This is a genomic window from Marinobacter sp. Arc7-DN-1 (assembly GCF_003441595.1).
Classification (GTDB): domain Bacteria; phylum Pseudomonadota; class Gammaproteobacteria; order Pseudomonadales; family Oleiphilaceae; genus Marinobacter; species Marinobacter metalliresistant.
Genome location: NZ_CP031848.1, coordinates 2,297,684 through 2,321,439, shown reverse-complemented (window position 1 = coordinate 2,321,439; position 23,756 = coordinate 2,297,684). Strand labels below are relative to the sequence as shown.

18 protein-coding genes are annotated in these 23,756 nt (G+C 58.7%); 11 read left to right on the top strand and 7 right to left on the bottom strand.

Annotation, left to right across the window (positions count from 1 at the left end; genetic code table 11):
- Window positions 1-21: 21 nt before the first annotated feature.
- From D0851_RS10895 to D0851_RS10885, 3 genes are all read right to left on the bottom strand, one after another.
- A complete protein-coding gene (locus tag D0851_RS10895) occupies window positions 22-855 on the bottom strand; it encodes a mechanosensitive ion channel family protein (protein ID WP_117618675.1) in 834 nt (277 codons plus the stop codon).
- Between the two features lie 140 nt (window positions 856-995).
- Entirely contained in the window at window positions 996-2,099 is a 1,104-nt protein-coding gene (mnmH, locus tag D0851_RS10890) for a tRNA 2-selenouridine(34) synthase MnmH (RefSeq protein ID WP_117618674.1), read from the bottom strand.
- A gap of 629 nt (window positions 2,100-2,728) precedes the next feature.
- On the bottom strand, window positions 2,729-3,133 hold the full coding sequence (locus D0851_RS10885) for a VanZ family protein (RefSeq protein ID WP_117618673.1): 405 nt from the start codon (window positions 3,131-3,133) through the stop codon (window positions 2,729-2,731).
- 97 nt (window positions 3,134-3,230) lie between these two features.
- On the opposite strand from D0851_RS10885, the gene cysZ reads away from it, so the two are divergent.
- The 6 genes from cysZ to D0851_RS10855 all read left to right on the top strand — a co-directional run bounded on the left by cysZ (window position 3,231) and on the right by D0851_RS10855 (window position 11,146).
- Window positions 3,231-3,980, top strand: a complete 750-nt coding sequence (gene cysZ, locus D0851_RS10880; RefSeq protein ID WP_117620365.1) for a sulfate transporter CysZ — start codon at window positions 3,231-3,233, stop codon at window positions 3,978-3,980.
- 16 nt (window positions 3,981-3,996) lie between these two features.
- Window positions 3,997-6,855 (top strand): RNA polymerase-associated protein RapA, encoded by a 2,859-nt coding sequence (gene rapA / locus D0851_RS10875; protein WP_117618672.1) that lies wholly within the window; start codon window positions 3,997-3,999, stop codon window positions 6,853-6,855.
- A 130-nt stretch (window positions 6,856-6,985) separates the two neighbouring features.
- Window positions 6,986-9,436: an acyl-CoA dehydrogenase gene (locus D0851_RS10870; RefSeq protein WP_117618671.1), complete on the top strand. Its 2,451-nt coding sequence runs from the start codon at window positions 6,986-6,988 to the stop codon at window positions 9,434-9,436.
- 18 nt (window positions 9,437-9,454) lie between these two features.
- Window positions 9,455-9,835 (top strand): fluoride efflux transporter CrcB, encoded by a 381-nt coding sequence (crcB, locus tag D0851_RS10865; protein ID WP_117618670.1) that lies wholly within the window; start codon window positions 9,455-9,457, stop codon window positions 9,833-9,835.
- A gap of 239 nt (window positions 9,836-10,074) precedes the next feature.
- Entirely contained in the window at window positions 10,075-10,281 is a 207-nt protein-coding gene (locus D0851_RS10860; protein WP_044389091.1) for a cold-shock protein, read from the top strand.
- 169 nt (window positions 10,282-10,450) lie between these two features.
- A complete protein-coding gene (locus D0851_RS10855; RefSeq protein WP_117618669.1) occupies window positions 10,451-11,146 on the top strand; it encodes a lysophospholipid acyltransferase family protein in 696 nt (231 codons plus the stop codon).
- 58 nt (window positions 11,147-11,204) lie between these two features.
- On the opposite strand, the gene D0851_RS10850 is transcribed toward D0851_RS10855, so the two are convergent.
- The gene (locus D0851_RS10850; protein WP_162893716.1) at window positions 11,205-12,008 is read right to left on the bottom strand and encodes a dienelactone hydrolase family protein; all 804 of its coding nucleotides are present in this window, start codon (window positions 12,006-12,008) and stop codon (window positions 11,205-11,207) included.
- A gap of 156 nt (window positions 12,009-12,164) precedes the next feature.
- On the opposite strand from D0851_RS10850, the gene ald reads away from it, so the two are divergent.
- From ald to D0851_RS10835, 3 genes are all read left to right on the top strand, one after another.
- Window positions 12,165-13,283 carry an alanine dehydrogenase gene (gene ald, locus D0851_RS10845; protein WP_117618667.1) on the top strand — a complete coding sequence of 373 codons (1,119 nt, stop codon included), beginning with the start codon at window positions 12,165-12,167 and terminating at the stop codon, window positions 13,281-13,283.
- Between the two features lie 22 nt (window positions 13,284-13,305).
- Window positions 13,306-13,878, top strand: coding sequence for a glutathione S-transferase N-terminal domain-containing protein (locus D0851_RS10840; RefSeq protein ID WP_117618666.1), 573 nt, complete (start codon window positions 13,306-13,308; stop codon window positions 13,876-13,878).
- A 184-nt stretch (window positions 13,879-14,062) separates the two neighbouring features.
- Window positions 14,063-14,674 (top strand): Yip1 family protein, encoded by a 612-nt coding sequence (locus tag D0851_RS10835; RefSeq protein WP_117618665.1) that lies wholly within the window; start codon window positions 14,063-14,065, stop codon window positions 14,672-14,674.
- A gap of 237 nt (window positions 14,675-14,911) precedes the next feature.
- Here D0851_RS10835 and D0851_RS10830 read toward each other — a convergent pair whose 3' ends face one another.
- Together D0851_RS10830 and D0851_RS10825 are read right to left on the bottom strand one after the other, a co-directional pair.
- On the bottom strand, window positions 14,912-15,637 hold the full coding sequence (locus D0851_RS10830) for a nucleotidyl transferase AbiEii/AbiGii toxin family protein (protein ID WP_227539261.1): 726 nt from the start codon (window positions 15,635-15,637) through the stop codon (window positions 14,912-14,914).
- On the bottom strand, window positions 15,637-16,329 hold the full coding sequence (locus D0851_RS10825) for a helix-turn-helix domain-containing protein (protein ID WP_117618664.1): 693 nt from the start codon (window positions 16,327-16,329) through the stop codon (window positions 15,637-15,639). Before D0851_RS10825 ends, D0851_RS10830 begins: the two co-directional genes overlap by 1 nt.
- Before the next feature lie 292 nt (window positions 16,330-16,621).
- Here D0851_RS10825 and D0851_RS10820 point away from each other — a divergent pair, with 292 nt between their 5' ends.
- Window positions 16,622-18,367 (top strand): alkaline phosphatase D family protein, encoded by a 1,746-nt coding sequence (locus D0851_RS10820; RefSeq protein ID WP_117618663.1) that lies wholly within the window; start codon window positions 16,622-16,624, stop codon window positions 18,365-18,367.
- A gap of 109 nt (window positions 18,368-18,476) precedes the next feature.
- Window positions 18,477-21,203 carry a cation-translocating P-type ATPase gene (locus tag D0851_RS10815; RefSeq protein ID WP_117620363.1) on the top strand — a complete coding sequence of 909 codons (2,727 nt, stop codon included), beginning with the start codon at window positions 18,477-18,479 and terminating at the stop codon, window positions 21,201-21,203.
- Here the strand turns inward: D0851_RS10815 and D0851_RS10810 are convergent.
- Window positions 21,184-23,601 carry a xylulose 5-phosphate 3-epimerase gene (locus D0851_RS10810; protein WP_117618662.1) on the bottom strand — a complete coding sequence of 806 codons (2,418 nt, stop codon included), beginning with the start codon at window positions 23,599-23,601 and terminating at the stop codon, window positions 21,184-21,186. The genes D0851_RS10815 and D0851_RS10810 overlap by 20 nt on opposite strands.
- Window positions 23,602-23,756 lie beyond the last annotated feature (155 nt).

Below are 23,756 nucleotides of genomic sequence, written 5' to 3'. Positions count from 1 at the left end.
GATGTATCAATGCGAACCGGTTCACTCGTTCTTGTAGAGATGAACGTCGCGCTGTGGGAACGGGATCGTGAGGCCTTCCTTGTCAAAGGCTTTCTTCACCCGCTCGTGCATGTCCCAGTAAACCGGCCAGAGATCGTCAGTTCTGGTCCAGGGCCGGACGATGATGTTGACCGAGTTGTCGCCCAGGGAACCCACCGATATTCTCGGCTCAGGCTCCGGCAGTACCCGTTTGTCCTCGTCCAGAAGCTGCTTGATCACGGCCCGGGCCTTGTCGATGTCATCGCCGTAGGCAATGCCAAAGGTCATGTCGCAACGGCGCGTGTCGTAGTAGCTGACGTTCACCAGCGTAGCGTTGGACAGGCTGCCGTTGGGAATGACGATGCGGCGGTTATCGAAGGTGTCGACAATCGTGTAGAGGATGGAAATTTCCCGCACGGCGCCGAGATAGCCCTGAGCATCAATGGTGTCTCCAACCTTGAACGGTTTGAAGATCAGGATCAGCACGCCGCCGGCAAAGTTGCCGAGGCTGCCCTGAAGGGCCAGACCCACCGCCAGGCCGGCAGCACCGATGATGGCAATGAACGAGGTCGTGGCGATGCCGACCATGGACGCAACAGAGATGAACAGCAGAATCTTGAGGATCGCGCCGATCAGGCCACAAAGGAATTTATTAAGTGTCGGATCCTTTTTGCCCAGTTTGTTGTCGAGCACACCGACAAACCGGTTGATCAGCCAGAGGCCGATCACCAGGGTGATGATGGCCAGCACCACTTTCGGTGCATAAGTCATAATCAGGGTCATCGCCTGATTGATCAGCTCTGAAGCGCGTCCATCAGCCCCAAGCAGGTCTTCCATAGTGGACTCCTTGTTCATTGGTGTTTTTTCATAAGTGTCTGATTATCGGAAAAATCCGGCGGCAACCTGATTCGTCTGTACCTCACATGGCAGACAAACCGGACGGGCGTGTATCGCAACCGGCCTTTTCTGGTACATGCTTACGCAACGAAACCGGCTCTGGCCCAGTCCAGAATTGCGTCCGGGCCCCCGCGAACAAGAATTCGACCCTCTTTCCGGCTCAGCTGGTAGTCATACATGGGGTCGTAGTAATCCTGCAGCAATGCCTGGATCCACGCGTTGTGGGCTTCTGTCCGGCCATCGGCTTGCTGTTCTGCAAGCGCCTGCTCCATCAGGCTGCGAAGCTGCTGGTGCCGCTCGCCTCCCAGACGTTTACGAATGCGATCAAGGGCGCTGAGCAGATAGTCCCGGAAATTCAGCCAGCCGGCCTCGGCGCCATCCCGGTTGACGTAATCCGCGACCATACCCTCAACATAGTCTTCGCGAATGATGGTAATGCGCTCTTCCAGCGGCTGCTCCAGGACCATCAGGGGGGATTCGGCCATCCTTGCCCTGAGCGATTCGGGCAGGGCGCAGCGACCGACCAGACGGCTCTCGTCTTCCAGGTAAACAGACCCGCCAATGAGTTGATGGGCTTTGAGCATGGCCACGGCGAGCCGGTTCTCAAAGTCGATCTGGGAGGGTTGCGCAGTAACCTGCCGCCCGAAACTGGAGCCTCGGTGGTTGGCCAGGCCTTCAAGGTCCACCGGATTAGGGAGCTGCTTCAGAACCCGGGTCTTGCCTGTCCCTGTGCGACCGCTGAGGATGCGGAATTCGCTGGATTCAATCCGGGCTTCCAGGCTGTCGATCAGGAAGCGGCGCAGGGCCTTGTAGCCGCCTTTTACCAGAGGGTAGTCAATGCCGGCCTCGTGGATCCATTGCTGGGTAAGCCGGGAGCGCAGGCCGCCCCGGAAGCAGAACAGGTAGCCCCCGGGGTGGCGGGCGACAAAGTGTTTCCAGGCTTCAATGCGCTGAGCCTTGATATCACCTGAGACCAGTTGGTGTCCCAGTTCAATGGCCTTGTCCTGGCCCTTTTCCTTGTAACAGATGCCGACCCGATGGCGCTCCTCGTCATTCATCAGGGGCGCATTTTCCGCATTCGGAAAGCTGCCCCGGGCGAACTCCACCGGTGCCCGGACGTCCATCAGGGGCACGTCATTCAGGAACAGGGAAAGGTAGTCGTCGGTGTCGGGTCTGCTTGCCATTTCAGCGTTTAACCGGTTGTCGGATGAAGGCCGAAGTATAGCGGAAATGACTGTTTTCCGCTTGCCGGGCCCTGTTTCCGGCCCAGGCCGCTGTACCGGCGTCCGCTTTTATTCAAGCGGAGCTGCGGAGCAGGTGTCAGTTGAACGGCGGAACAAGCCTCCAGGCAAAACCCTCACCGGGGCAGGGTTGCAAGGTCGCCTGCCCACGAAGATCACAAAAAGAAAGGGCAACCCTGGGGTTGCCCTTTCGCGGAACAGGTCGGCGCATCCTTGCGCTTTGGGCAACCGCCGTGTTGCCAGATCCCTGAGCCACTCCGTGGTGCCGGCATCCGAGCCGGCTGTCCGAATAATTATCCCTTAAGCGAGGCGTCCCTGTATCCCTGCCTCTCCCTGCAGTCCATGCCGGGGTGCATCCAGTGCGTCGTCCTTTTCCCTGTCATCCTTGATGTAAAGACTATACCAATTGAATATTGACAATCGTGTGAACGGCGCGCTCGCCGTTAACGGCTTCGGGAGGGTATCCAGCAATAAATTATGATTATCAGTGGGTTAGGTTTTTCATGAGGGTCGGCTAATGCCCCCGCGTACGCGATGTCACTGCAAGATCGCACGTGCCTGTAGGAGATATCTCACAACGATTCGGGTGAATTTCTCAAATCCGGTTTTCCAGTCTTTCGGATGCCGGGCCAGGGGAGGAGCCCGATGGCGATGCCGGCGGCGTCTGCGGCCAGATCGGCCAGGGAAAAGTCCCGGTATGGCAGGTTCGCCTGAATGGCCTCAATACCCAGGCCAAATGCCAGCAGTGCCGGCACAAACCAGATGGCCCGGAGATCCGGCCACGAGAGGCGGGTCAGGATGGTGAGTTCAAGGAAGGCGACCAGGTGGTTCACCTTGTCGCTGGATGACGAGGGCACGGGATAAGGATTATCCGTTGTCGCCAGGAACCCGATGGCCAGCACGGATATCACAAAGGCTACCCGCCACAGTGCGCGATAGTTCAGCAGGCTGGTCAGTCGATGTTTCAGTGTTGCCATCGGGGAAGTCCCTGAGAGGTGCCGGGCTGTGGGAATGTTGCCAACATGATATGCTTTGCGCCCCGTCATTGTCATGGAAGCGGAGGTCCTGCCAGCGATGCTCAAAGGTAATTTTTTTCGTGGACTGGGCTATCTGGGTGAAGGTTTCCGCCTGATTCGTCAGCCCGGCCTGCGGCTATTTGTCATTATTCCACTTGTTATCAATATCCTGCTCTTCGGGTTGCTGTTCATCTTCCTGGGCGAGCTTTTTGCCGGCCTGGTTGCCGCCGCCATGGGTTGGCTGCCGGACTGGGCCTGGCTCCAGGCAATGGACTGGCTGTTCTGGATTCTTTATGGCGCCGTCATTCTGTTAATGCTGGCGTATGGTTTTGTGATTGTTGCCAACCTCATCGGCTCCCCATTCTACGGATACCTTGCCGAACTGACCGAAAAACATCTGACCGGTCAGGAGGTCAACACCGATGACAGCTGGGCAACGATCATCAAAGACATTCCACGCGCGCTCTGGCGCGAGGTACAGAAAATTCTCTACTACCTGCCCCGAGCCATCGGCCTGCTGATCATCGGTCTGATCCCGGTGGTTAACCTGGTTGCAGCCGTTCTGTGGTTTGTTTTCAACAGCTGGATGATGGCGCTGCAGTATGTCGACTATCCCGCAGACAATCATAAGGTCAGTTTCCCGGCATTGCGCCGCCTACTGGGTGATACGCGGTTGTCGGCATTCGGCTTTGGCCTGCCGGTGGCATTGGCGGCCATGGTGCCGGTTCTGAACCTGTTTGTGGTGCCGGCGGCGGTGTGTGGGGCTACGGCTTACTGGGTGCGCGAGAACGGCGCGACCAGAAATTAATCGGTCTGGAGGTTTCTTGGATACATCGGAATTTGTTATCGGTCAGCGTTGGGTCAGCCACAGTGATACTGGCCTGGGGTTGGGGATTGTCACGGACATCTCTGGCCGAAGGGTTACCCTGGGATTCCCTGCTGCCGATGAGGAGCGCACCTATGCAATTGATAACGCACCGCTTTCCCGCATCATTTATCAGGTCGGGGAGGAAATTGAGACCTTTGAGGGTGAGCGTTATATCGTGCGCGCGGTCGAGGATCTCGGTGGCGTGCTGATGTATCACGCGGATGATGGCACTGACCTGCACGAAATCTCCGAAGTGAAGCTGGCCGGATCAGTGAATTTCTCGGCCCCGCACCAGCGGCTGTTTGCGGGTCAGTTCGACCGAAACGGCGCCTTTCGTCTGAGGTTCGCCACACTCCAGCACATGAATCGCCTGCGTGGGTCCCCGGCCCAGGGGCTGATCGGTGCCCGTACCCAGCATCTGCCGCACCAGATCTACATCGCCCATGAGGTGGCAAGGCGCCATGCGCCGAGGGTTATGCTGGCAGACGAGGTGGGTCTCGGCAAAACCATCGAAGCAGGCCTGATCCTGCACTACCAGCTTCACACCGGGCGGGCAAAGCGCGCACTCATCGTAGTGCCGGATTCCCTGACGCATCAGTGGCTGGTGGAAATGCTCCGGCGCTTCAACCTGCGTTTTTCGATCCTGGACCAGAGCCGCTACGACACCCTGAAAGATGAAGAAAGCGATGTCGATGCGCTGGTAAACCACATCTTCGGCGGCGATGACTCTGTCAATCCCTTCGAAAGCGACCAGTTGGTGCTTTGCAGCCTCGACTTCCTGGTGAACAGCCTGCAGGCCCGTGAGGATGCCCTCCGGGCCGACTGGGACCTGATGATTGTGGACGAGGCCCACCATCTGGCCTGGAGCCCGGGGCAAGTCAGCCCCGAATACCAGGTGGTGGAAGAGCTTTCGGCGATCAGTCGTGGCCTGTTGCTGCTGACAGCGACCCCCGAACAGGTCGGTGTGGCCAGTCACTTTGCCCGGTTGCGGTTACTGGACCCCGCGCGTTTTCACGATCTGGAGGCATTCCGGGAGGAGGAACAGCAGTACGAGGTCATCAACAACGTGGTCCGAAGGCTGCAGGACGAGCGTTCCGACATAAGCGCGGGCGATCGAAAACTGCTGCAGGCCTGGCTGGGTGAGGAGCTGGATCAGTTGCTGGCCGGTGATGCCCCCCGCCAGTCGGTGATTGATGCCTTGCTGGATCGCCATGGCACCGGCCGCGTGCTGTTCCGTAACACCCGGGCGGCGATTCAAGGGTTCCCCGAGCGTCGTCCGGCCCCCGCGCCCTTGCCATGCCCGGATATCTACAAGGGGCAGGTCTCCGGAATGCAGGGACTGGCGCCCGAGCAGTTGGTATCTGAGGAACGATGGTTGGCAGACGATCCCCGGGTGGCCTGGCTGGAGAAAAAACTGGCCAGCCTGCGTCCCGCCAAGGCAGTCGTCATCTGCGCCCGCGCCGAAACCGCTATGGCCCTTGAACACTATCTCCAGCTACGCGCCGGTATCCGCAGTGCCGCATTCCATGAGCACCTTAGCCTTCTTGAGCGCGACCGGGCTGCGGCCTATTTTGCGGATAGTGAACAGGGTGCCCAGGCGCTGATCTGTTCCGAGATCGGCAGTGAGGGCCGGAACTTCCAGTTCGCCCATCACCTGGTGCTGTTTGATCTGCCTGCCAATCCGGATCTGCTCGAGCAGCGCATCGGTCGCCTGGACCGGATCGGCCAGACCGAAGCCATTGATATCCATATTCCTTACCTGCAAGGGACCAGCCAGGAAGTTCAGTTCCGGTGGTTCCACGAAGGTTTGAATGCCTTTGCCGAAAGCTGTGCGGTTGGCGTGGCGGTTCAGGAGGCTGTCCAGAGCCAATGGCAGAAGGCCATCGAGGGTGACACCGATGCTATTGAGCTGGTCAGGGCCACGGCTGAAGAGTCGCAGCGTCTGAAAACGCTGCTCCAGAACGGCCGTGATGCGCTGATTGAACTCAATTCCTGCCGCCGGGATGTGGCTGAAGGTCTGATCGCCGCCATTGAGGAAGAAGAAGGTGAGGTCCGGGTTCGTGACTACATGATGGAGGCCTTCGACATTCTCGGGGTGGATGTGGAAGACCACGCTGATCATTCCGACATTCTCCGCCCCGGTGAGCAATACCAGGCCGGTCACGTGGCCGAGTTGCCGGAAGACGGCATAACGGTGACCTGGGATCGCCGGAATGCCCTGGAACGGGAAGATCTGGCCTTTATGAGCTGGGAGCACCCGATGGTGACCGGGGTGATGGATTCGGTCACCAGTTCCGGCCTGGGCAAGGCGGCCCTGGCCAGTCTGTCTGTGAAAGCGCTGCCGGCGGGTACTTTGCTGATGGAGGCGCTGTTTACTGTGCACTGTCCCGCCCCGGATGCCCTGCAGCTGACCCGCTACCTGCCGGTCTCGCCGTTGCGACTGCTGGTGGATGTGAACGGCAAGGAGTTATCCGGTGCGTTGCCCCATGACCGGTTGAACGACCTGTGCTCAAACATCCGCCGGCGCACGGCCCAGGCCATCGTGCCGCAGATTCGTCCTGAGGTTGAAACCATGGTGGATCATGTGGAGCGTTTGTCCAAGCCTCACCTTGAGCCCCTGAAGGCGCAGGCCCTTGACCAGCTAGCTGCCAGCTTTGAACCGGAGATTCGCAGGCTGGAAGCGCTGCAGAGGGTAAATCCGGCGATTCGTGAAGAGGAAATCGACTATTTCCGGGGCCAGTTCGAGGCGGCCCGGGATGCCATTGGCCATGCCAGTCTCGCCCTGGAAGGCATCCGGGTGATAGTGACTGCGTAAGCCGGGGTGTGACGGCTGTAACTGGCTGACTGTGCGGCATTTGCTGGTCAGCCATCTTCTGATGCGGTACGGTGAACGTAACAAATTGTAGTCTTCAACATTCCTGAACCATGGATGACAGAGAGAACCTATGATGACTTTCATTCTGTTTGTAGTGGCACTGGCCGGCCTGTTGATTGTGATGCGGCGCGAGTCCGGTGCAACGTCCGCCATTGGTGTGATGGCAGGGACCGGTTTGCTGTCCCTGATCTTTGCCTCCGGTTGGCTGGCGCTGGTGCTGTTTATCGGTGCCGCGGCAACAGCGGCCGCAGGCTTGCCAGGTTTCCGCCAGAGCTGGCTGACACCCCGCATTTTTGCGATGTTCAAGAAAGTCGCGCCCAAGGTTTCGGATACCGAGAAAGTCGCTCTGGAAGCGGGCACTGTGGGCTGGGATGGCGAACTGTTTACCGGTCGTCCGGACTGGCACAACCTGCTGGTTAACCGCTATACCGGCCTGAGCGAGGAAGAACAGGCTTTCGTGGACAATCAGTGCACCCAGGCCATCTCCATGTGCAACGCCTGGGACGTGGCGGTTGAGCGTGCGGACCTGCCGAAGGAGCTGTGGGATTTCCTCAAGAAGGAAAAATTCTTCGGCATGATTATCCCGAAGGAATACGGCGGCCTGGAGTTCTCGGCCAAGGCCCAGACAGCGGTTCTGCAGAAACTGGCTGCGAACGAATCACTGATGGTGTCTGTCGGCGTACCCAACTCTCTCGGCCCGGGTGAGTTGCTGGTCAAATACGGAACCGACGACCAGAAGAATCACTACCTGCCACGTCTGGCCGATGGCCGTGAGATCCCCTGTTTCGGCCTGACCGGCCCCCGTGCCGGCTCGGATGCAACCTCACTGCCTGACACCGGCATCGTCTGCAAGCAGACAGTGGATGGCAAGGAAGTGGTGGGAATCCGGCTCAATTTCGAGAAGCGCTGGATTACCCTCGCACCCATCGCCACGGTTGTGGGCCTGGCCTTCCGGATGTTTGATCCGGACGGGGTGCTGGGCGACACCAAGGATTATGGCATTACCTGCGCCCTGATCCCCCGGGACATCAAGGGTATGGAAATCGGCCGCCGCCACTGCCCGATCGGCAGCCCGTTCCTGAACGGACCGATCAAGGGCACGGACGTATTCATTCCGCTGGATTACATCATCGGTGGTGTGGAGATGGCGGGCCAGGGCTGGCGCATGCTGGTTGAATGCCTGTCGGTTGGCCGCTGTATTACCCTGCCTTCCGGTGCCGCCGGTGCGGCTGCCTATTCCGTGGCTACCGCCGGTGGCTTCACCCGGATCCGTCGCCAGTTCAACACGCCGGTTGCGGATATGGAAGGTGTGCAGGAGCCCCTGGCCCGCATTGCCGCCAAGACCTATATCGCTCAGGCGGCGGTTAACCATACCGCCAACATGATCGACAAAGGCGAGAAGCCGGCGGTGCCGTCTGCGATTCTCAAGTATCACCTGACCGAGTTCCAGAGAGGCATCCTCACCGATGCCATGGACGTCCACGGTGGCAAGACGGTGACCCTCGGCCCCCGCAACTATCTGGGTATCAGTTTCAGCGGTGCGGCCGTTTCGATCACCGTTGAGGGTGCCAACATCATGACCCGCAGCCTGATGATCTTCGGGCAGGGAGCGATCCGCTGTCATCCTTACGTGCTCAAGGAACTGGCGGCCAAGGATAACGATGATATCAAGGCGTTCGACGGCGCCATCTTCGGTCATGCCGGTCTGATCTTCGGCAATGCTGCCCGCGCCTTCACCCAGGCACTTGGCCTTGGTCGGGCGGATGTGCCGTTCGACAGTGCCAGCCGGAAATACGCTCAGGCGGTGGTCCGGTTCAGCGCGGCCTTCGGTCTGTGTTCTGATGCCGCCATGACCACCCTGGGCGGCGAGCTGAAAATGCGTGAGCTGATCTCGGCGCGCCTGGGAGATATGCTGTCCAACCTGTACCTCGCATCCATGGTGCTGAAGAACTGGCACGAGACTCAGCCGGTGCAAGGCGAGAAGGAAGTGATGGAGTACAGTCTGGGCCTGCTGATGCATCGCACTGAAAACGCGCTGGATGAGTTCCTGCAGAACCTGCCCAACCGCGCCGTGGCGCTGGTCTTGCGCGCTGTTACCATGCCGTTGGGTCGCCGCTGGGGCAGCCCCGGGGATGATCTGGCCCGTAAACTGGCCCGCGCCACCTCCACCGATACGCCGATTCGCAATAAACTGATCGCCAGCATTTGGACTAGCGATGGCGAAGGCACGGTGGAGAACCCGGTTGCCCGTTACAATGGTCTGCTCAAAGACTATGACAAGGCCGAACAGCTGTACCGGAAGGTCACCAAGGCCTACGCTAGGGGCGAGCTGCCCATGACGGCGCTGCATCCGGAAGAGCGGTTCGAAGCGGCCCTGGAGGCCGGTGTTTACACCAGGGAAGAGACGGACTTCATGCGTCAGTACGAAGCCGTGGTGCTGGAAATGCTGACTGTGGACGACTTCCCGTTTGATGCCTTTGCGCACAACAAGGAGTCTGTGATTGACCACAATCCTGCCTGACCGGAGACATGCTCTGACATGTGGTTGTCTTTTTTTGCAGTAAGTGTTGGCGCCGTGATCGGCGCCAACCTTCGTTGGGCCCTGGGGTTGTGGCTGAATGCCACCTACCATGCAATTCCTTACGGTACGCTGGTCGCCAACCTCAGTGGTGGCTGGCTGATCGGCCTGCTGATCGGTTATTTCAGTCATGGCAGCACCCTGGCGCCGGAGTGGCGGCTGTTTGCCATTACCGGACTGTGCGGCGCGCTGACCACGTTCTCTACCTTTTCTCTGGAGATGTTCGCCGCCATCCAGGAAGGCAAATGGGCCATGGCCATCACCGGTATTCTGGCCCATGTGGTGGGCTCCATCCTGATGACTGCATTGGGAATTTACACCTTCGGCCTGGTGAAGGGCTGATGGGTATCACTACCTATATTTTTTCTTGAAAATACCCTTGGCAAGTCTCGGATTCAGGAGTAGAGTTAAAAATGTAGGAAAGATTCAGTAAAGCATTTCATGAATAAGGCGTACCTCCGCAGTGTGTAGTGACCGTCCTGTTTCTGATTCCGCGAGTTCTGTATTTCCGCAAAACGTCGACCTTGCACCACGAGGGTGTACGGCGGCAGATAATATGATTGATTTCAGGAAGTTTAAGTATGTCTACTACTACCGGTACTGTTAAGTTCTTCAACGAAGCAAAAGGCTTTGGCTTTATCACTCGTGAAGGCGGCCCGGACGTTTTTGTTCACTACAGCGCTATTCAGGGCAGCGGTTTCAAGACTCTGGCAGAAGGCCAGCAGGTTGAGTTCACCGTTACCCAGGGCCAGAAAGGTCCCCAGGCGGAGAACGTTGTTCCGCTGTAATCCCTGAGGGATTCGGGAATAACCGCCAGAAAGGCAGCTTCGGCTGCCTTTTTTTCATCTTGAAATCATCCTTCCGTGGCTATCCGTTTTGTGATTTTCCCCGCGCTGTGTAATCTTTGTTTCCCTGTTGCTCGTTAAAACGGAAGTCGAGACCTACAGGAATCATTTCATGCTCCGAATGCTCAAAGCTGCCTGGATTCTGTTCTGGGCCATATCGCTCACGCTGATCCTGTTTTTGCCGATCGTGATCGCCGCTCTTTCCGGAAAGCGCGGTGATGCGGCGTTTCACGGTACCCGGATCTATGCCTGGGGGATCCTGAAAGTCTGCGGTATCCGGCTGCGGGTCCGTGGCAGGGAAAACATTCAGCCCGGTCAGCGTTATGTGATTCTGAGCAATCACGCCTCCTACTTTGATCCTCCGGCCCTGGTGCTGGCGCTCCGGTTGCAGTACCGCTGGGTAATCAAGAAGGAACTGCGCAAGGTGCCCCTGTTCGGGCTGGCACTGGAGACTTCCCGCAACCTGTTTATCGACAGGTCCAGGGGCAGTGATGCGCTGGAGAGTATCAAGCGGGGTGTTGCCCAACTGCCCAATGGCACTGGCATCCTGATTTTTCCGGAGGGCACACGCTCTCTGGACGGGAAGCTGCTGCCGTTCAAGAAAGGTGGTTTTGTGATCGCCAAGGATGGCCAGCTTCCGATTCTCCCTGTTACCATCCGGGGCTCCCACCAGCGGCTTCCCAAGGGGCATGCTGCCTTCACTCCCGGTGAGATTGAAATCGTGATCCATCCTCCGGTGGCCACCGGGGATTTACCCCTTGATGACTTGATGACGGATGTTCGAAACAGCATCGCTTCGTCACTCTGAGGCATAAAAAACCCGACAACTTTGCCGGGTTTTGAACTCCCGAAGGGATATCGGTGAATTACAGGGCGAAAATCTCCTCGTAAAACGCCATGGTACCTTTCCAGGAGCGGGTAGCGGCCTCTTCGTCATAGCCAATCGGCATGCCGAATTCTTTAGCGAGCTTATCTGCGCCAGGATTGGTGAACGAGTGCAGAACGCCGGGGAAAGTCACCAGCGTGAGGTCGACTTGCGCATCCTGCATTTCCTTGACCAGCCCGGCGACCTGCTCGGAGGGCACCATCCGGTCGGCGCCACCGGTGTATACCTGAACCCGTGCCTTCACCACTCCGGGTTCAGCGCTAATGGGACTGCCAAGAGCGCCGTGAAGGCTGACGACGCCATCCAGATCCACGCCCATCCGGGCCATGTTCAGGACCACAGCGCCGCCAAAGCAATAGCCCTGTGCGGCAATGCGTGAGGCATCAACGCTTTCATGGTTCTGCAAAATCTCCATGGCCTTCATGAAACGGGCTTTGACCTGGTCCATGTCCTTGGTGGCTTCTTGCATGAACTTCTGGGCGGTATCCGGATGGTCCGCCTGTTTGCCGGAGCCATACATGTCCAGGGCAAATGCGGTGTAGCCTGCCGCAGCCAGTTTTTCTGCCTGGTCACGGGCGAACTCGTTGTGGCCCCACCATTCGTGAACCACCAGAACGCCGGGGCGCTTCTGCTCGAACTCATCGTCCCAGGCCATGTAGCCGGTGAAGGTGGTATCACCGACCTTGTATTCGACGGTTTTGGTCTGCATTTCTGCCAGTGCCTGCGTGCTTGCGAGAGTCAGTGACAGGGTTGCGGCTGTGGCCGCTTTTTTCAGAGTAATCATGATGTTTCCTGCTCCTTGTGGGTTGGGGTGGTTTTGTCCGGAATTCTGCGTCCGGAACCGGTAAACCGGTGCAGTCAGTTGCCAAACCAGTATAGGATCTTTTGACTACACTTCATGCAGACACTTGCAAATCGGCGGATGCTTTGGAGGCAGTGCATGAAAATCGGTGTGCCAAAGGAAATCAAGAATCGTGAATACCGGGTAGGCATGACGCCGGCAGCAGTGCATGAGCTATGCGGCCATAACCATGAGGTCTTCGTGGAGACCGGGGCCGGCATTGCAATCGGATTTACCGATGACGATTACCGACAGGTGGGGGCCAGGATTCTGGATACCGGAAAGGAAGTCTTCGATACGGCGGAACTGATCGTCAAGGTCAAGGAACCCCAGGCCGAAGAACGGGCGATGCTACGACCGGATCACACGCTGTTTACCTATCTGCATCTGGCCCCGGACAAGCCTCAGACCGATGATCTGGTGAAATCCGGCGCCACCTGTATTGCCTATGAAACCGTGACCGACCACGCCGGCCGTTTACCCTTGCTGGCCCCCATGTCGGAAGTGGCGGGCCGGATGTCGATTCAGGCCGGGGCTCACTGTCTGGAAAAGGCCATGGGAGGCCGGGGTGTACTGTTGGGTGGCGTACCCGGGGTCAGCCCGGCACGGGTTGCGGTCGTAGGTGGTGGCGTTGTCGGCGAGAATGCAGTGGCCATGGCCGTCGGGCTCGGTGCCCAGGTCACGGTGCTGGATCGCAATATGGAGGTGTTGCGGCTTCTGGATCATCTCTATGGCAACCGGATAACCACCCTGTTTTCCACGGCCCGGACCCTGGACCTGGCGGTGACGGAATCGGATCTGGTTATTGGTAGTGTTCTTATCCCCGGTGCCTCGGCGCCCAAGCTGATTACCCGCGATATGATCCGGCGTATGCCGGAGGGCAGCGTGATCGTGGATGTGGCCATTGATCAGGGTGGCTGTGCCGAAACCTCCAGGGCAACAACCCACGATGACCCCACGTATATCGTTGATGGTGTGGTACATTACTGCGTGGCTAACATGCCCGGCGCCGTGGCGCGTACGTCGACACTGGCCCTGAATAACGTGACCCTGCCGTTCGTGGCGGCGCTGGCCAACAAGGGCCCGGACCGGGCAATGAAGGAAGATCCGCACCTGAGGGCCGGGCTCAACGTGGCTGCAGGCAAGGTGACCTACAGGGAAGTGGCTGAAGCTACCGGGCACCCATACACAAACCCCGAATCCCTGTTGGGATCCTGAGCGGGAAACACTCGGAGAAACCATGAAACTGATCGGCTCCACCACCTCGCCTTACGTCAGGCGCATCCGGATTCTGCTGGATGAAGAGCGCTATGAATTCCTGAATCTCGACATCTATGGTGAAGACCGGGACGAACTCAGACGCCACAACCCGACCCTGAAAATCCCGGTTCTCGAAGACGGTGGCCAGGAAATCTACGATTCCCGGATCATCGCCCGCTACATCAGTGCCAAGCAGGGCAGGGATCCGCTAACCTGGGATCAGCAGAACCAGCTGACCATGATCGACGGTGCCAATGACTCCGCGGTTACCATGCTTCTGTCTGAACGTTCCGGGATTGATACCAGTCAGGACCTGATGTTCTACAACCTTCAGCGCGAGCGGATCATGACCACGCTTCGCACTCTGGCGGCGATGGTGGAAGACGGTCAGTTCGAGACCTGGAACTACCCGGCGATCTGCCTCCACTGCATGGTGGACTGGCTGGATTTCCGTGATCTTGTGGATTTTACGGGCGTTGAAGGCCTCCTGGCGTTCCGCGACAGCCGCAAGGATTACCCCTGGGTTGCCGAGACCGACCCCCGCAATTCCTGATGTCCGGCGGCCGCTGTCTGCCGGTCGCCCTGACTGACCTGATCATCAGGCCGCTTTTTAGTCAATTCTCCTTTGCACTCTTTCATTCTTGACTATAGTTAAGAACAAGGGACGGTCGCTGGTCCGACCGTTTCCGGTTTTCGTATTTCAAAATACCAACAACAGCAAGGAAAGGGGGTTGTCCATGCTCCTGTCACATGCGTTCGGTCTCTTTACCCATCCTGGTGAAGAATGGGCTTCCATACGAAAAGAACATGAAACACCACGCCGGGTCTATGTTGCCTATGTCCTTATCCTGGCAGCCATTGCGCCCATCAGTGCCTATATATCGACAGCCTATTTCGGCTGGACGGTGGGCAATGAGCGTCTGATCAAGCTGACGGAAATCAGCGCATTGCAACTCAGCGTGCTGACCTATCTGGCCATGCTCGTCGGTGTCTTTGCGCTGGGGTACGCTATCAACTGGATGGCGAAAACCTATGGCGCCAAGGAAGAGTACGTGCCGTCCAACGGCATTGCCCTGGCAGCGTATTCCTGCACGCCACTGTTTCTGGCCGGTTTTGCCCTGCTTTATCCGGTACCCTGGTTCAACGCTATCGTGTTCCTGATTGCTGCGTGTTATGGCGCCTGGCTCATGTACGACGGCCTGCCGATTGTCATGGGCATCGAGAAGGAGCGGGCGGTCATGTACGCCGGCGCCTTGCTCACCGTGGCCCTGGTCATCCTGGTTTCCACCCGGGTTGGTTCCGTGATTCTCTGGAACTTTGGCGTAGGGCCGGTCTTCATCAGCGGATAGATCCGGTGTAATCCGGCCATAACAAGGCAAAAAGGGGAGCGCACTGCTCCCCTTTTTGCTGTGTCTGGCTTTCGCCAGCCTCAGGGGCTTGCGGCCCTTTATCATGCAACATATCTTCAAGCTCCGGCATTCAGGCGATGGCAAATATGTTGGATACGAATCGGATCATACTGTTTTGCAGCGCGAGGCCTAAATCCTCCTCATTGAGTGAGTGCGCCCTTCGGCGCTCTTGCGTTATCAGCTCGGCTTAAACATCGAGAGGGTGTCTTCCTCACCTCTGTTGTCCATCCAGTTTTCTATGATGCTGAGATCCTCAAACAGGCGTCCATTTAGGATCGGGTCATCTTCGTAGGCAGTGGCGTAACGTTCCATCAAATACGCGGGGTCGCAAAGGAAGTTCTCCAGCTGGTCAACGATGTTGGCCGGCAAATCGGCTTCCCAGTTACTGGCAATAAATGCAAGGTCGTGAAGGTCACGTGCGGCTGTGCGGTAGCGGCGTGATTCATCTTCCTGGGCAGCCAGGAGTTTTAGGCGCGCGATCTCGCTTACTGAGTAGACGCTAATGCCGTTGATGGATCGGATGCACTCGGGATTTAGGGCAGAACGAGAGGATATTTCGATTTTGATCGAAATGGGTGGAACATCCTTTCCTGCAGAAAAAATCGGACGACAACGGTGTGTTGTTTCGGTTTTCTTCAGGTCTTTGAAGTCAGTGAGAGTTACCCTGATGCCCTGTCCTGTTAGCTTTTTCAGAGCACTTTTACAGATGCTTTTGACATTCAGATGCCCCTCAAGGGGCATCGTAAGGTCGAAATCCAGGTCTTCACTGAACCGCTGCAGGTCGTATCCCAACAACAAAGCCGTACCGCCTTTAAGAACCAATGGTTTGTTCTCATCATGGATGACTTCACAAATTGCCTGCATGATTTTTTGGTGTATGCCCTGCTGTTTGGTCAGCTTCATCAGTAAACGCCTTCGAGCCAGTCACCTATATTCTCTTCACCCTCCCGGGATAGGAATGCCCTGCAGAGGCCAATCCAGTTGATCACTTGCTCTAGGTCAACAACATCGTCGATGTCAGATGCCTGGATGTTTGGGACCGCTTTGCGTTTAATCTCGCAGTGATGGATTAACAAGTCGAATACCGCACGTTCCGGGCTCGCGGCCCACATACACGGCACAGTCACTCCGTAAAGGGAGATTGCTTTCGTCGCGTTCCACAAACCGATGACGCCGATTAGCTCGCCGGTATGGGTTAGGTGTTTTCCGGCGACCCGCCAATTCTTCGGGTTGCTCAAACTGCTGGAGTACCAGAGAGCTGGCGGTCGACCATCTTCGGGGGGCAATGACAGTGCGGAGGCCCCCGACAAATAGTACCTCGGAAGATGAGGAGAGCTTTTGTTGGCGTCTGTGCAAAAGGCATCCAGAAGCCAGTCGAGATTGAGGCATTGAGCTACTGCCCGGTAACTGCCAAAGGCCACGCTCTCGTCGCCTTGCTCGATCTTGATAATCGTCCTTCGCGATAAACCTGTTGCAGACGCCAGCGCCTCGCCTGACATGCCACGCGCATTTCGGGCGCTGCGAAACGCGGCTCCGATAGCCTCAGCGGGTGAGCCAGGTCTCTGATCAGATTCTGTCGTCTCGAGAGCTAACATTGAGGTGTACTCTTTTTTAAGGGGCTATGCTTTTAAGGGGCTAAGGTGCATTATACGTCGCTGTGCAAGTTTCTGCACACTTTGTCTCCGGTTTTACCTATTCCAGTATATACCCGCCACCTCGTGGTACTTGGCGCACATCCCGGGCAGTTGTCGTGATTTGCCATCCCCCTGTCGTAATTTGGCAATGCGTTCTTAACGCAGCCCGACTAGGTTCTTCTGTTGGAGTAGTAACGGCGCGGACCGCAGGAAGCCGATGCTACAAAGGACGAACGCAGGGGATGACATAGCAATGAAACGACTAACGCGACGGGACTTTCTGAAGGCATCGGCCATGGGCATGGGGGCGGTGGTGGTATCCACCGGTCTGGCCGGCTGTGTGCTGGACAGCTCCGATGAACGGGCCATCAGTTTTACTCACGGTGTGGCAAGTGGTGATCCGCTCGCCGACGGCGTCGTGCTCTGGACCCGCGCGGTGCCAGGGACAGGCCAGGATCGCCCGGTTGGGGTGGCCTGGGAGGTGGCCACGGATGAGGCCTTTGAGGGCCTTGTCCGTTCAGGTGCCGCCGAAGCGGTAAAGGCCAATGACTTTACCATCAAGGTGGATGTCCGCGGACTGGCGCCCGGGCAGACCTACTACTATCGTTTTCAGGCCACTGGCAGCCGTTCCACGGTCGGCATGACCCGGACACTTCCGGAAGGCAGCGTTGAATCCGTCCGCCTTGCGGTGGTGTCCTGTGCCAACTACCCGGCCGGTTACTTCAACGTCTATCGTGAGATCGGCAGGCAGAGTGATCTCGATGCCGTGGTGCATCTGGGTGACTACATCTACGAATACAGCTCCGAGAGCAGCAGTTACGGCGCCGGTGATGCCGAAGCACTGGGCCGAACCTTTCCGGAGAACAACAACCTGGAGCTGATTGAGCTGGAGGATTACCGCCGGCGCTATGCCATCTACCGGGCTGACGAGGACCTTCAGTCCCTGCACGCCAGGGTGCCGTTCATCGCGGTCTGGGATGACCACGAAGTGGCCAACGACACCTGGAAGGAAGGCGCGGAGAATCACAATGACGGGGAAGGGGATTTTGCCGAGCGCAAACTCAGTGCCCTGAAGGCCTATTTTGAATGGATGCCGATCCGCCCGGTGATTGAGGGTAGTGACGAAGCCATTTTCCGTACCTTCCGGTTTGGTAACCTGGTGGATCTGCACATGCTGGATACCCGTATCATCGGCCGTGATCAGCAACTGGACTACATGGATTACTTTACCGGTGAAGGACTGGATGCAGCCCGGTTTACTGCCGATGTCGGCAGCCCGAACCGAACCCTGCTTGGCGCCGAGCAGCTGCTCTGGCTGCAGGCTTCCCTGAGTTATTCCAGTGCCACCTGGCAGGTCCTGGGCCAGCAGGTGCTGATGGGTCGGATGAATCTGCCTGCCGAATTGCTGGTGGCGATTGCCACCGAACAGTTGGAAGGCCTGCCGGAAAATCTGGCGGCACTGGCTCAGCTCAAGGTCCGCGCGTTGCAGGGTGACCAGAGCCTGACTGATGGTGAGCTGGCCAGAATCAATACGGTTGCGCCCTACAACCTCGATGCCTGGGATGGTTACCAGTACGAGCGGGAAGTGGTGCTGGGTACCGCCAAGGCCCTCGACAAGAACCTTGTTGTGCTGGCCGGTGATACCCACAACGCCTGGGCTAATAACCTGAAGGACAGGAACGGTGATCAGGTTGGCGTCGAATTCGCCACTTCCTCCGTCACCTCGCCAGGGCTTGAGGAGTATCTGGGCATACCCAACGCCATGATTCCGGGCGCGGAACAGGCCATTGGTCTGCTGGTGGATGATCTGGATTACCTGAACGTGAATCAGCGGGGTTATATGGTGGTGACCTTTACCCCGGAAGAGGCGCGGGCGGACTGGTATTTCGTGGATACCATCAAGTCTCGGGATTATCAGGTTGATGCCCCGCGAACCTCATCCCGCAGGGTGTTGCCGGGGCAGGGCAATCGCACCGTCGAGAACGTAGCCGCGGGGTAAGGAATCGGTCCTTGCTGTTAGCTGTCCTGTCCTTGATGCAGCGCAAGCCGCCCCGGGTTGTTCCCGGGGTTTAATGGCGGTATTGCAGGGGCAGGCAGGTGTAAACGGTATGGCAGAATCCGTGGAACGGAAAAATGGCGCGAAGCTTGAGCAGGAGGCTGAATGGCACGTGCTCGAACCCGGGGGCGCCAGAAACCGGCTACAGTCGGCCGGTCCGCTTTCTGCAGAGGAAGCCGGGAGCCGACTGGCCCGGTACGGGCCCAATGCGCTGCCCGAAGCCCGCGCCAAGGGGCCCTGGGCCAGGCTGGGCCGGCAACTCAGGAATTTCCTGATCTACGTGTTGGCATCGGCTGCAGTGATTACCGCCAGCCTCGGCCACTGGGTGGACGCCGGAGTCATTATGGCGGTTGTCGTTATCCAGACCCTGGTGGGCTTTGTTCAGGAAGGCAGGGCCGAACAGGCTTTGTCGGCCATCCGCCACATGCTCGCGCCCAAGGCCCGGGTGGTGCGGGCCGATGGCCAGCATCAGATTGACGCCGCCGGGCTCGTTCCGGGCGATACCGTACTGCTGGAGCCGGGCGACCGGGTGCCCGCCGATCTCCGTCTGGAAAAATCCCACAACCTGAAAATCGATGAAGCCATCCTCACCGGTGAATCCGAGGCTGTCGATAAATCGACGGAGGCGGTTCCTTCGGATGCGGCACTTGGGGACCAGGCCGGAATGGCCTTCTCCGGCACCATGGTAGCGACCGGCACCGGTCGCGGCATCGTGGTTCGTACCGGCGCCAATACTGAAATTGGCCGGATCTCCGGCCTGCTTGCCCAGACCACCACCCTGAAAACCCCACTGCTGGAACAGATGGACAAGTTCGCCCGGGTACTATCCATTATTGTCATTCTTACCGGCATTGCGATTTTCTTTGGCGGGCTGGTGTTCAGCGGCCTGCCATTCCGGGAGCTGTTCATGGCCGTGGTGGGGCTGACGGTTGCCGCAATTCCTGAGGGTTTGCCGGCCATTCTCACCATCACCCTGGCCATCGGCGTGCGCCAGATGGCCCGCCGTAAGGCGGTCGTTCGCCGCATGCCGGTGATCGAGACCCTGGGCGCGGTCTCGGTGATCTGTTCCGACAAAACCGGAACCCTGACCCGTAACGAAATGATGGTAACCCGGGCGGTGTTGTCTGGTGTTCGGCTGGAGGTGACCGGGGAAGGGTATGACCTTGGTGGTGCGGTAAATAGCGAACAGGGACAGCTGGCGAAGTCACCCCTGCTGGATGAACTGGCCCGGGCAGCGGCGCTGTGTAACGATGCCCATGTACACCACGATTCCGGCCGGGTCCGTATCAACGGCGATCCCATGGAAGCCGCGCTCTCGGTGTTTGCCCGTAAAGCCGGGTTTGATGTCGAGAGCGGCGCCACCGACTGGCCCCGGAAAGACGAAATCCCCTTCGATACCCAGAATCGCTTCATGGCCACGCTGAACCACGATCATCATGGCCACAGTGTTATCTACCTCAAAGGCGCGCCGGAGCGCATTCTCGACATGTGTGCCAGCGAGGTTACGGAGTCCGGTGAGACCACGGCCCTGAACCCGGCGCTCTGGGAGCAGGTTATTGACGAGATGGCATCCGGGGGGCTCAGGGTGTTGGCCCTCGCCCGTAAACCGGCAGAGCGGGGTATCAGCGAACTGACGATTGAGGATCTGGGCCAGGGGGCAGAACTGCTGGGGCTGGTCGGGCTGCTGGATCCGCCCCGGCAGGAGGCGATCCGGGCCATAGCCGACTGCCACGACGCCGGAATCCGGGTCAAGATGATCACCGGAGACCATGGGGTAACGGCCGGCGCCATTGCCAGGAAGCTGGGCCTGAAAAATACCGATCGTGTGCTGACCGGTAGAGAACTGGACCAGCTCGACGACAACCAGTTACGTGAGCTTGTAGGTGAGGTGGATGTCTTTGCCCGCACCAGCCCCGAGCACAAGCTGAGATTGGTGACAGCGCTTCAGGCTCTGCACGGTGTGGTGGCCATGACCGGTGACGGCGTAAACGATGCGCCGGCCCTGAAACGGGCAGACGTGGGAATTGCCATGGGGGTGAAGGGGTCTGAGGCTGCCAGGGAGGCGTCTTCCGTGGTGTTGCTGGATGACAACTTTGCCAGCATTGCCGCAGCCGTGCGCGAGGGCAGGACCGTTTACACCAACCTGAAAAAAGGCATTGCCTTCATGCTGCCGATCAATGGCGGTGAATCCATCAGCCTGATCACTGCCCTGCTTCTGGGGCTGACCCTGCCGATCTCCGCATTGCAGATTCTCTGGGTCAACATGGTCAGCTCGGTGGTCCTCGCCATGACCCTGGCGTTCGAGCCGGCGGAGCCAGATGTCATGAAACATCCGCCCCGGGCCCGGGATGAATCGCTGCTTCGGGGGTTCGTGGTCTGGCGGGTGGTCTTTGTATCGTTGCTATTCCTGGCAGGCATCTTCGCGGCCTGGTACTGGGCCATGCATCATTATGGCAGCGAAACCACGGCCCGTACCCTGGCGGTCAATACGTTGGTGGCGATGGAAATGTTTTACCTGTTTGCGGTCCGGTATCTCGACAGCGCGTCGATTACCCTGCGCGGTGTACTGGGAACACCGGTCGTGTTGCTGGCGGTTGCAGCCGTTGTCCTGTTACAGCTGTTGTTTACTTACCTGCCCTGGTTCAACAGTACCTTTGGCAGCGAAGCGCTGAGCCCCGACATGCTTGGGTTTGCTGTTGGCTCCGGAGTAGCGCTTCTGGTGATTCTGGAAATCGAGACCGCGTTGAGAAAACGTCTGCTCAGGGCAGGCCCCGGGTAATCATGGTCGGGTCACCCCGGCCTTCCACCGCAGCCAGTTCGGCACTGGACAGCCACTCGCCGGGCGGCTTATCCATAACGCTGGCGCAGGCGGCCAGGGTATGGGCCCAGGAGCAGCCATTGGCGAACAGCATGCCTGCCTCATTCAGGGTGCCGCCCCGGTTGATGTAGCCGAGAACCCGTGCCCGTGAAGGCTCCGGGAACAGCGGATACAGATGCCCGCGGAACACTTCCGGGCGCATGTGGGTGAGGGCAACCCGGCGGTGAATGCGATGGGGGAACAGCCGCTCGCGTTCAAATTCAGACAGGCAGCTTTCGGCCTCCATGGTATCCCGTGGCTGCCGGAAGCGGCCGGGCTCCTGGATATAGACCAGCCGGAACGGCGTGCCGGTTTCCCGAAGGCGTTCGCAGGCCCGTATAGCTTCAGACAACTGGTAGGCGCCGTTGGCCATCAAGAGCAACGGCTCGCCGGCAGACGTGTCTTCGTCCACCACCAGGGCACCGTGTCGTGCCAGCAGTTCGGCTTCCCGGGTGTCAAAGACGCAGGGCCGTTCGCGCTTCGGGATCACCATGCAGCTTATCTTGCCGCGTTCGCTGAACACCGATGGCAGCGAGGCGAGTGTGCTGTTGTAATCGGCCGGAAAGAGAACGCGGGATACATCGTTCATTTCGCCGAGCAGGCTCTCGCAGAAGGTGGTGTCCTGATGGGATTGCTCGTTCTTACCGTTTTCCCAGGTATGGGAAGTGGCAATGACCGGCAGGCCAAGCCAGCATGCCGGCCGGCCCACCTCTTTCTGGTGCCGGGCAAAGATCAGCTCCTGGCGGATGGCGCCGAGCATTTTTACGCAGAAGGCCTCGTAGCTGGCTACCAGGTTAAGCCCGGCCTTGTTGGCCAGACAGGCGGAGACCACGGCTTCCTCGTTAAGGGCGGTGATAATTTTACCGTGGACCGATTCCTGGTCGCTCTCAGGATCGTTCACCCGGTGTTTCAGACTGTCCAGAACCCCACCGAGTCGGTTGCTGGCCAATTCATCCGGGTTGCCCACTCGGGGCCTCAGGCCGGGATTCTCTGCCACGAGTGCCTGGAAAAAGTCATCCACTGCCTTCATGGGCGAGGTTCGGTCCGGATTGGCTGGCAGTTTTGGAATCACCGGATCCGGCGGATTCCGGGTTGCCAACGGGTGATCCCGCTCAAGTGGACGGGCCTGCTTCGCATGCTGATTCAGCGCGGCAATGCAGTTATGGAGCACATCCGGCGCCACCCATAAACGGGCGGAATGTTCGTTGAACAGTTCCCGGGCACGGGCATCCATGCGTGGGTTGCCCGGAAGAGGGAGGTTGTGGGCAGCATTATTGCCGGCCCCGAAAAAACCGTAGCCCTTGACCGTCTCCGCAATACCATAGGGCACCCGCACCGGGTAACGGCTTTCGCCTCTCTGGGCCGCCTCGCCATTGGCGGCAAGTGCCTGCTCCATCTCATACAGGGTACAAACGAAGGCAGACGGATCCCGGCCATCAAAACGGAAGGGTACAAAACCGCGATGCTCCAGATGGGCTTCAAAACGCTCCAGGCCCTCGCGGGTGCCCAGTTCGGTGCGCTGCTCAATGCGACGGCCATTGGCAATCATCACCGGCATCACGGCGCCGCAGTCTTCCGCACGCCACCAGCGGGGAATCCAGTCGCTGCCCCGTTGCTCCTCGGCGGCGCCGTCTGACAGGAAGGCCACTAACGATTCCCCGGGCAATGGCATATGGGCATACTGAAGCTCGGCGAACCCCAGATAGCCGCCTTCCAGTATGCCGCCCGCTGTATGCGGATTGACATGGCTTCCTAGCGGCGCCGCCATGGTTCCGTCCGGCTTCTGGCGGTAACTGTAGAAATCGGACACCAGAGCTGATAGCCCGTCCGGCCTGTTATAACGCTCGGCCTGTTCCGGATGGAGGTTACCCGTGAGGACATTCAGCGCGTCTACCGCCGCCACGCAGTGGCCCTGACCCATCAGCCAGCTTCGGGTCCGTCCGGTGAGATTGTTCAGCGCCAGATAGGCAGCGTAGGCCGGCACCATATTCAGCGCACCGCCGGTATGGCCTTCCGGGCGGGTTTTGAAATCCTGGGGTGCAAGCGGTTGCCCGGAGACATCCACCCGCCGGGCATAGGTCATATGGACCACCAGCCAGAGCCCGGCGCTGGTCAGCCGGTCCAGATCCGCAAGCCTGCGATAGACCGTCGCCGCATCCGGCTGGTGCCCGGCAGCGACCAGATGCTCCGCCAGAACCCTGACCTGGTGTTTCGTGGCTTCGCTGTGCTGGACAACACCATAGCCGTCGCACCAGCGCCGGTAATCCGGGCAGTCCGAAGCGGTGTTATCCACCGGTGCTGGTTGAATTGGCGATGGCATCGTCTGCCTCCATGGCTCGAGTCTATTGGTGGATTGTAAAACCACCTTTGCGCGCAGCCATTGATACAGGTCAGTCGGAAATACATCTTTCTTGTAAAGCTTTTTGCCTCCGGGGGGAGCGCAGGTCGGTGGGAAGCCCTTTCCAAAATACGCTG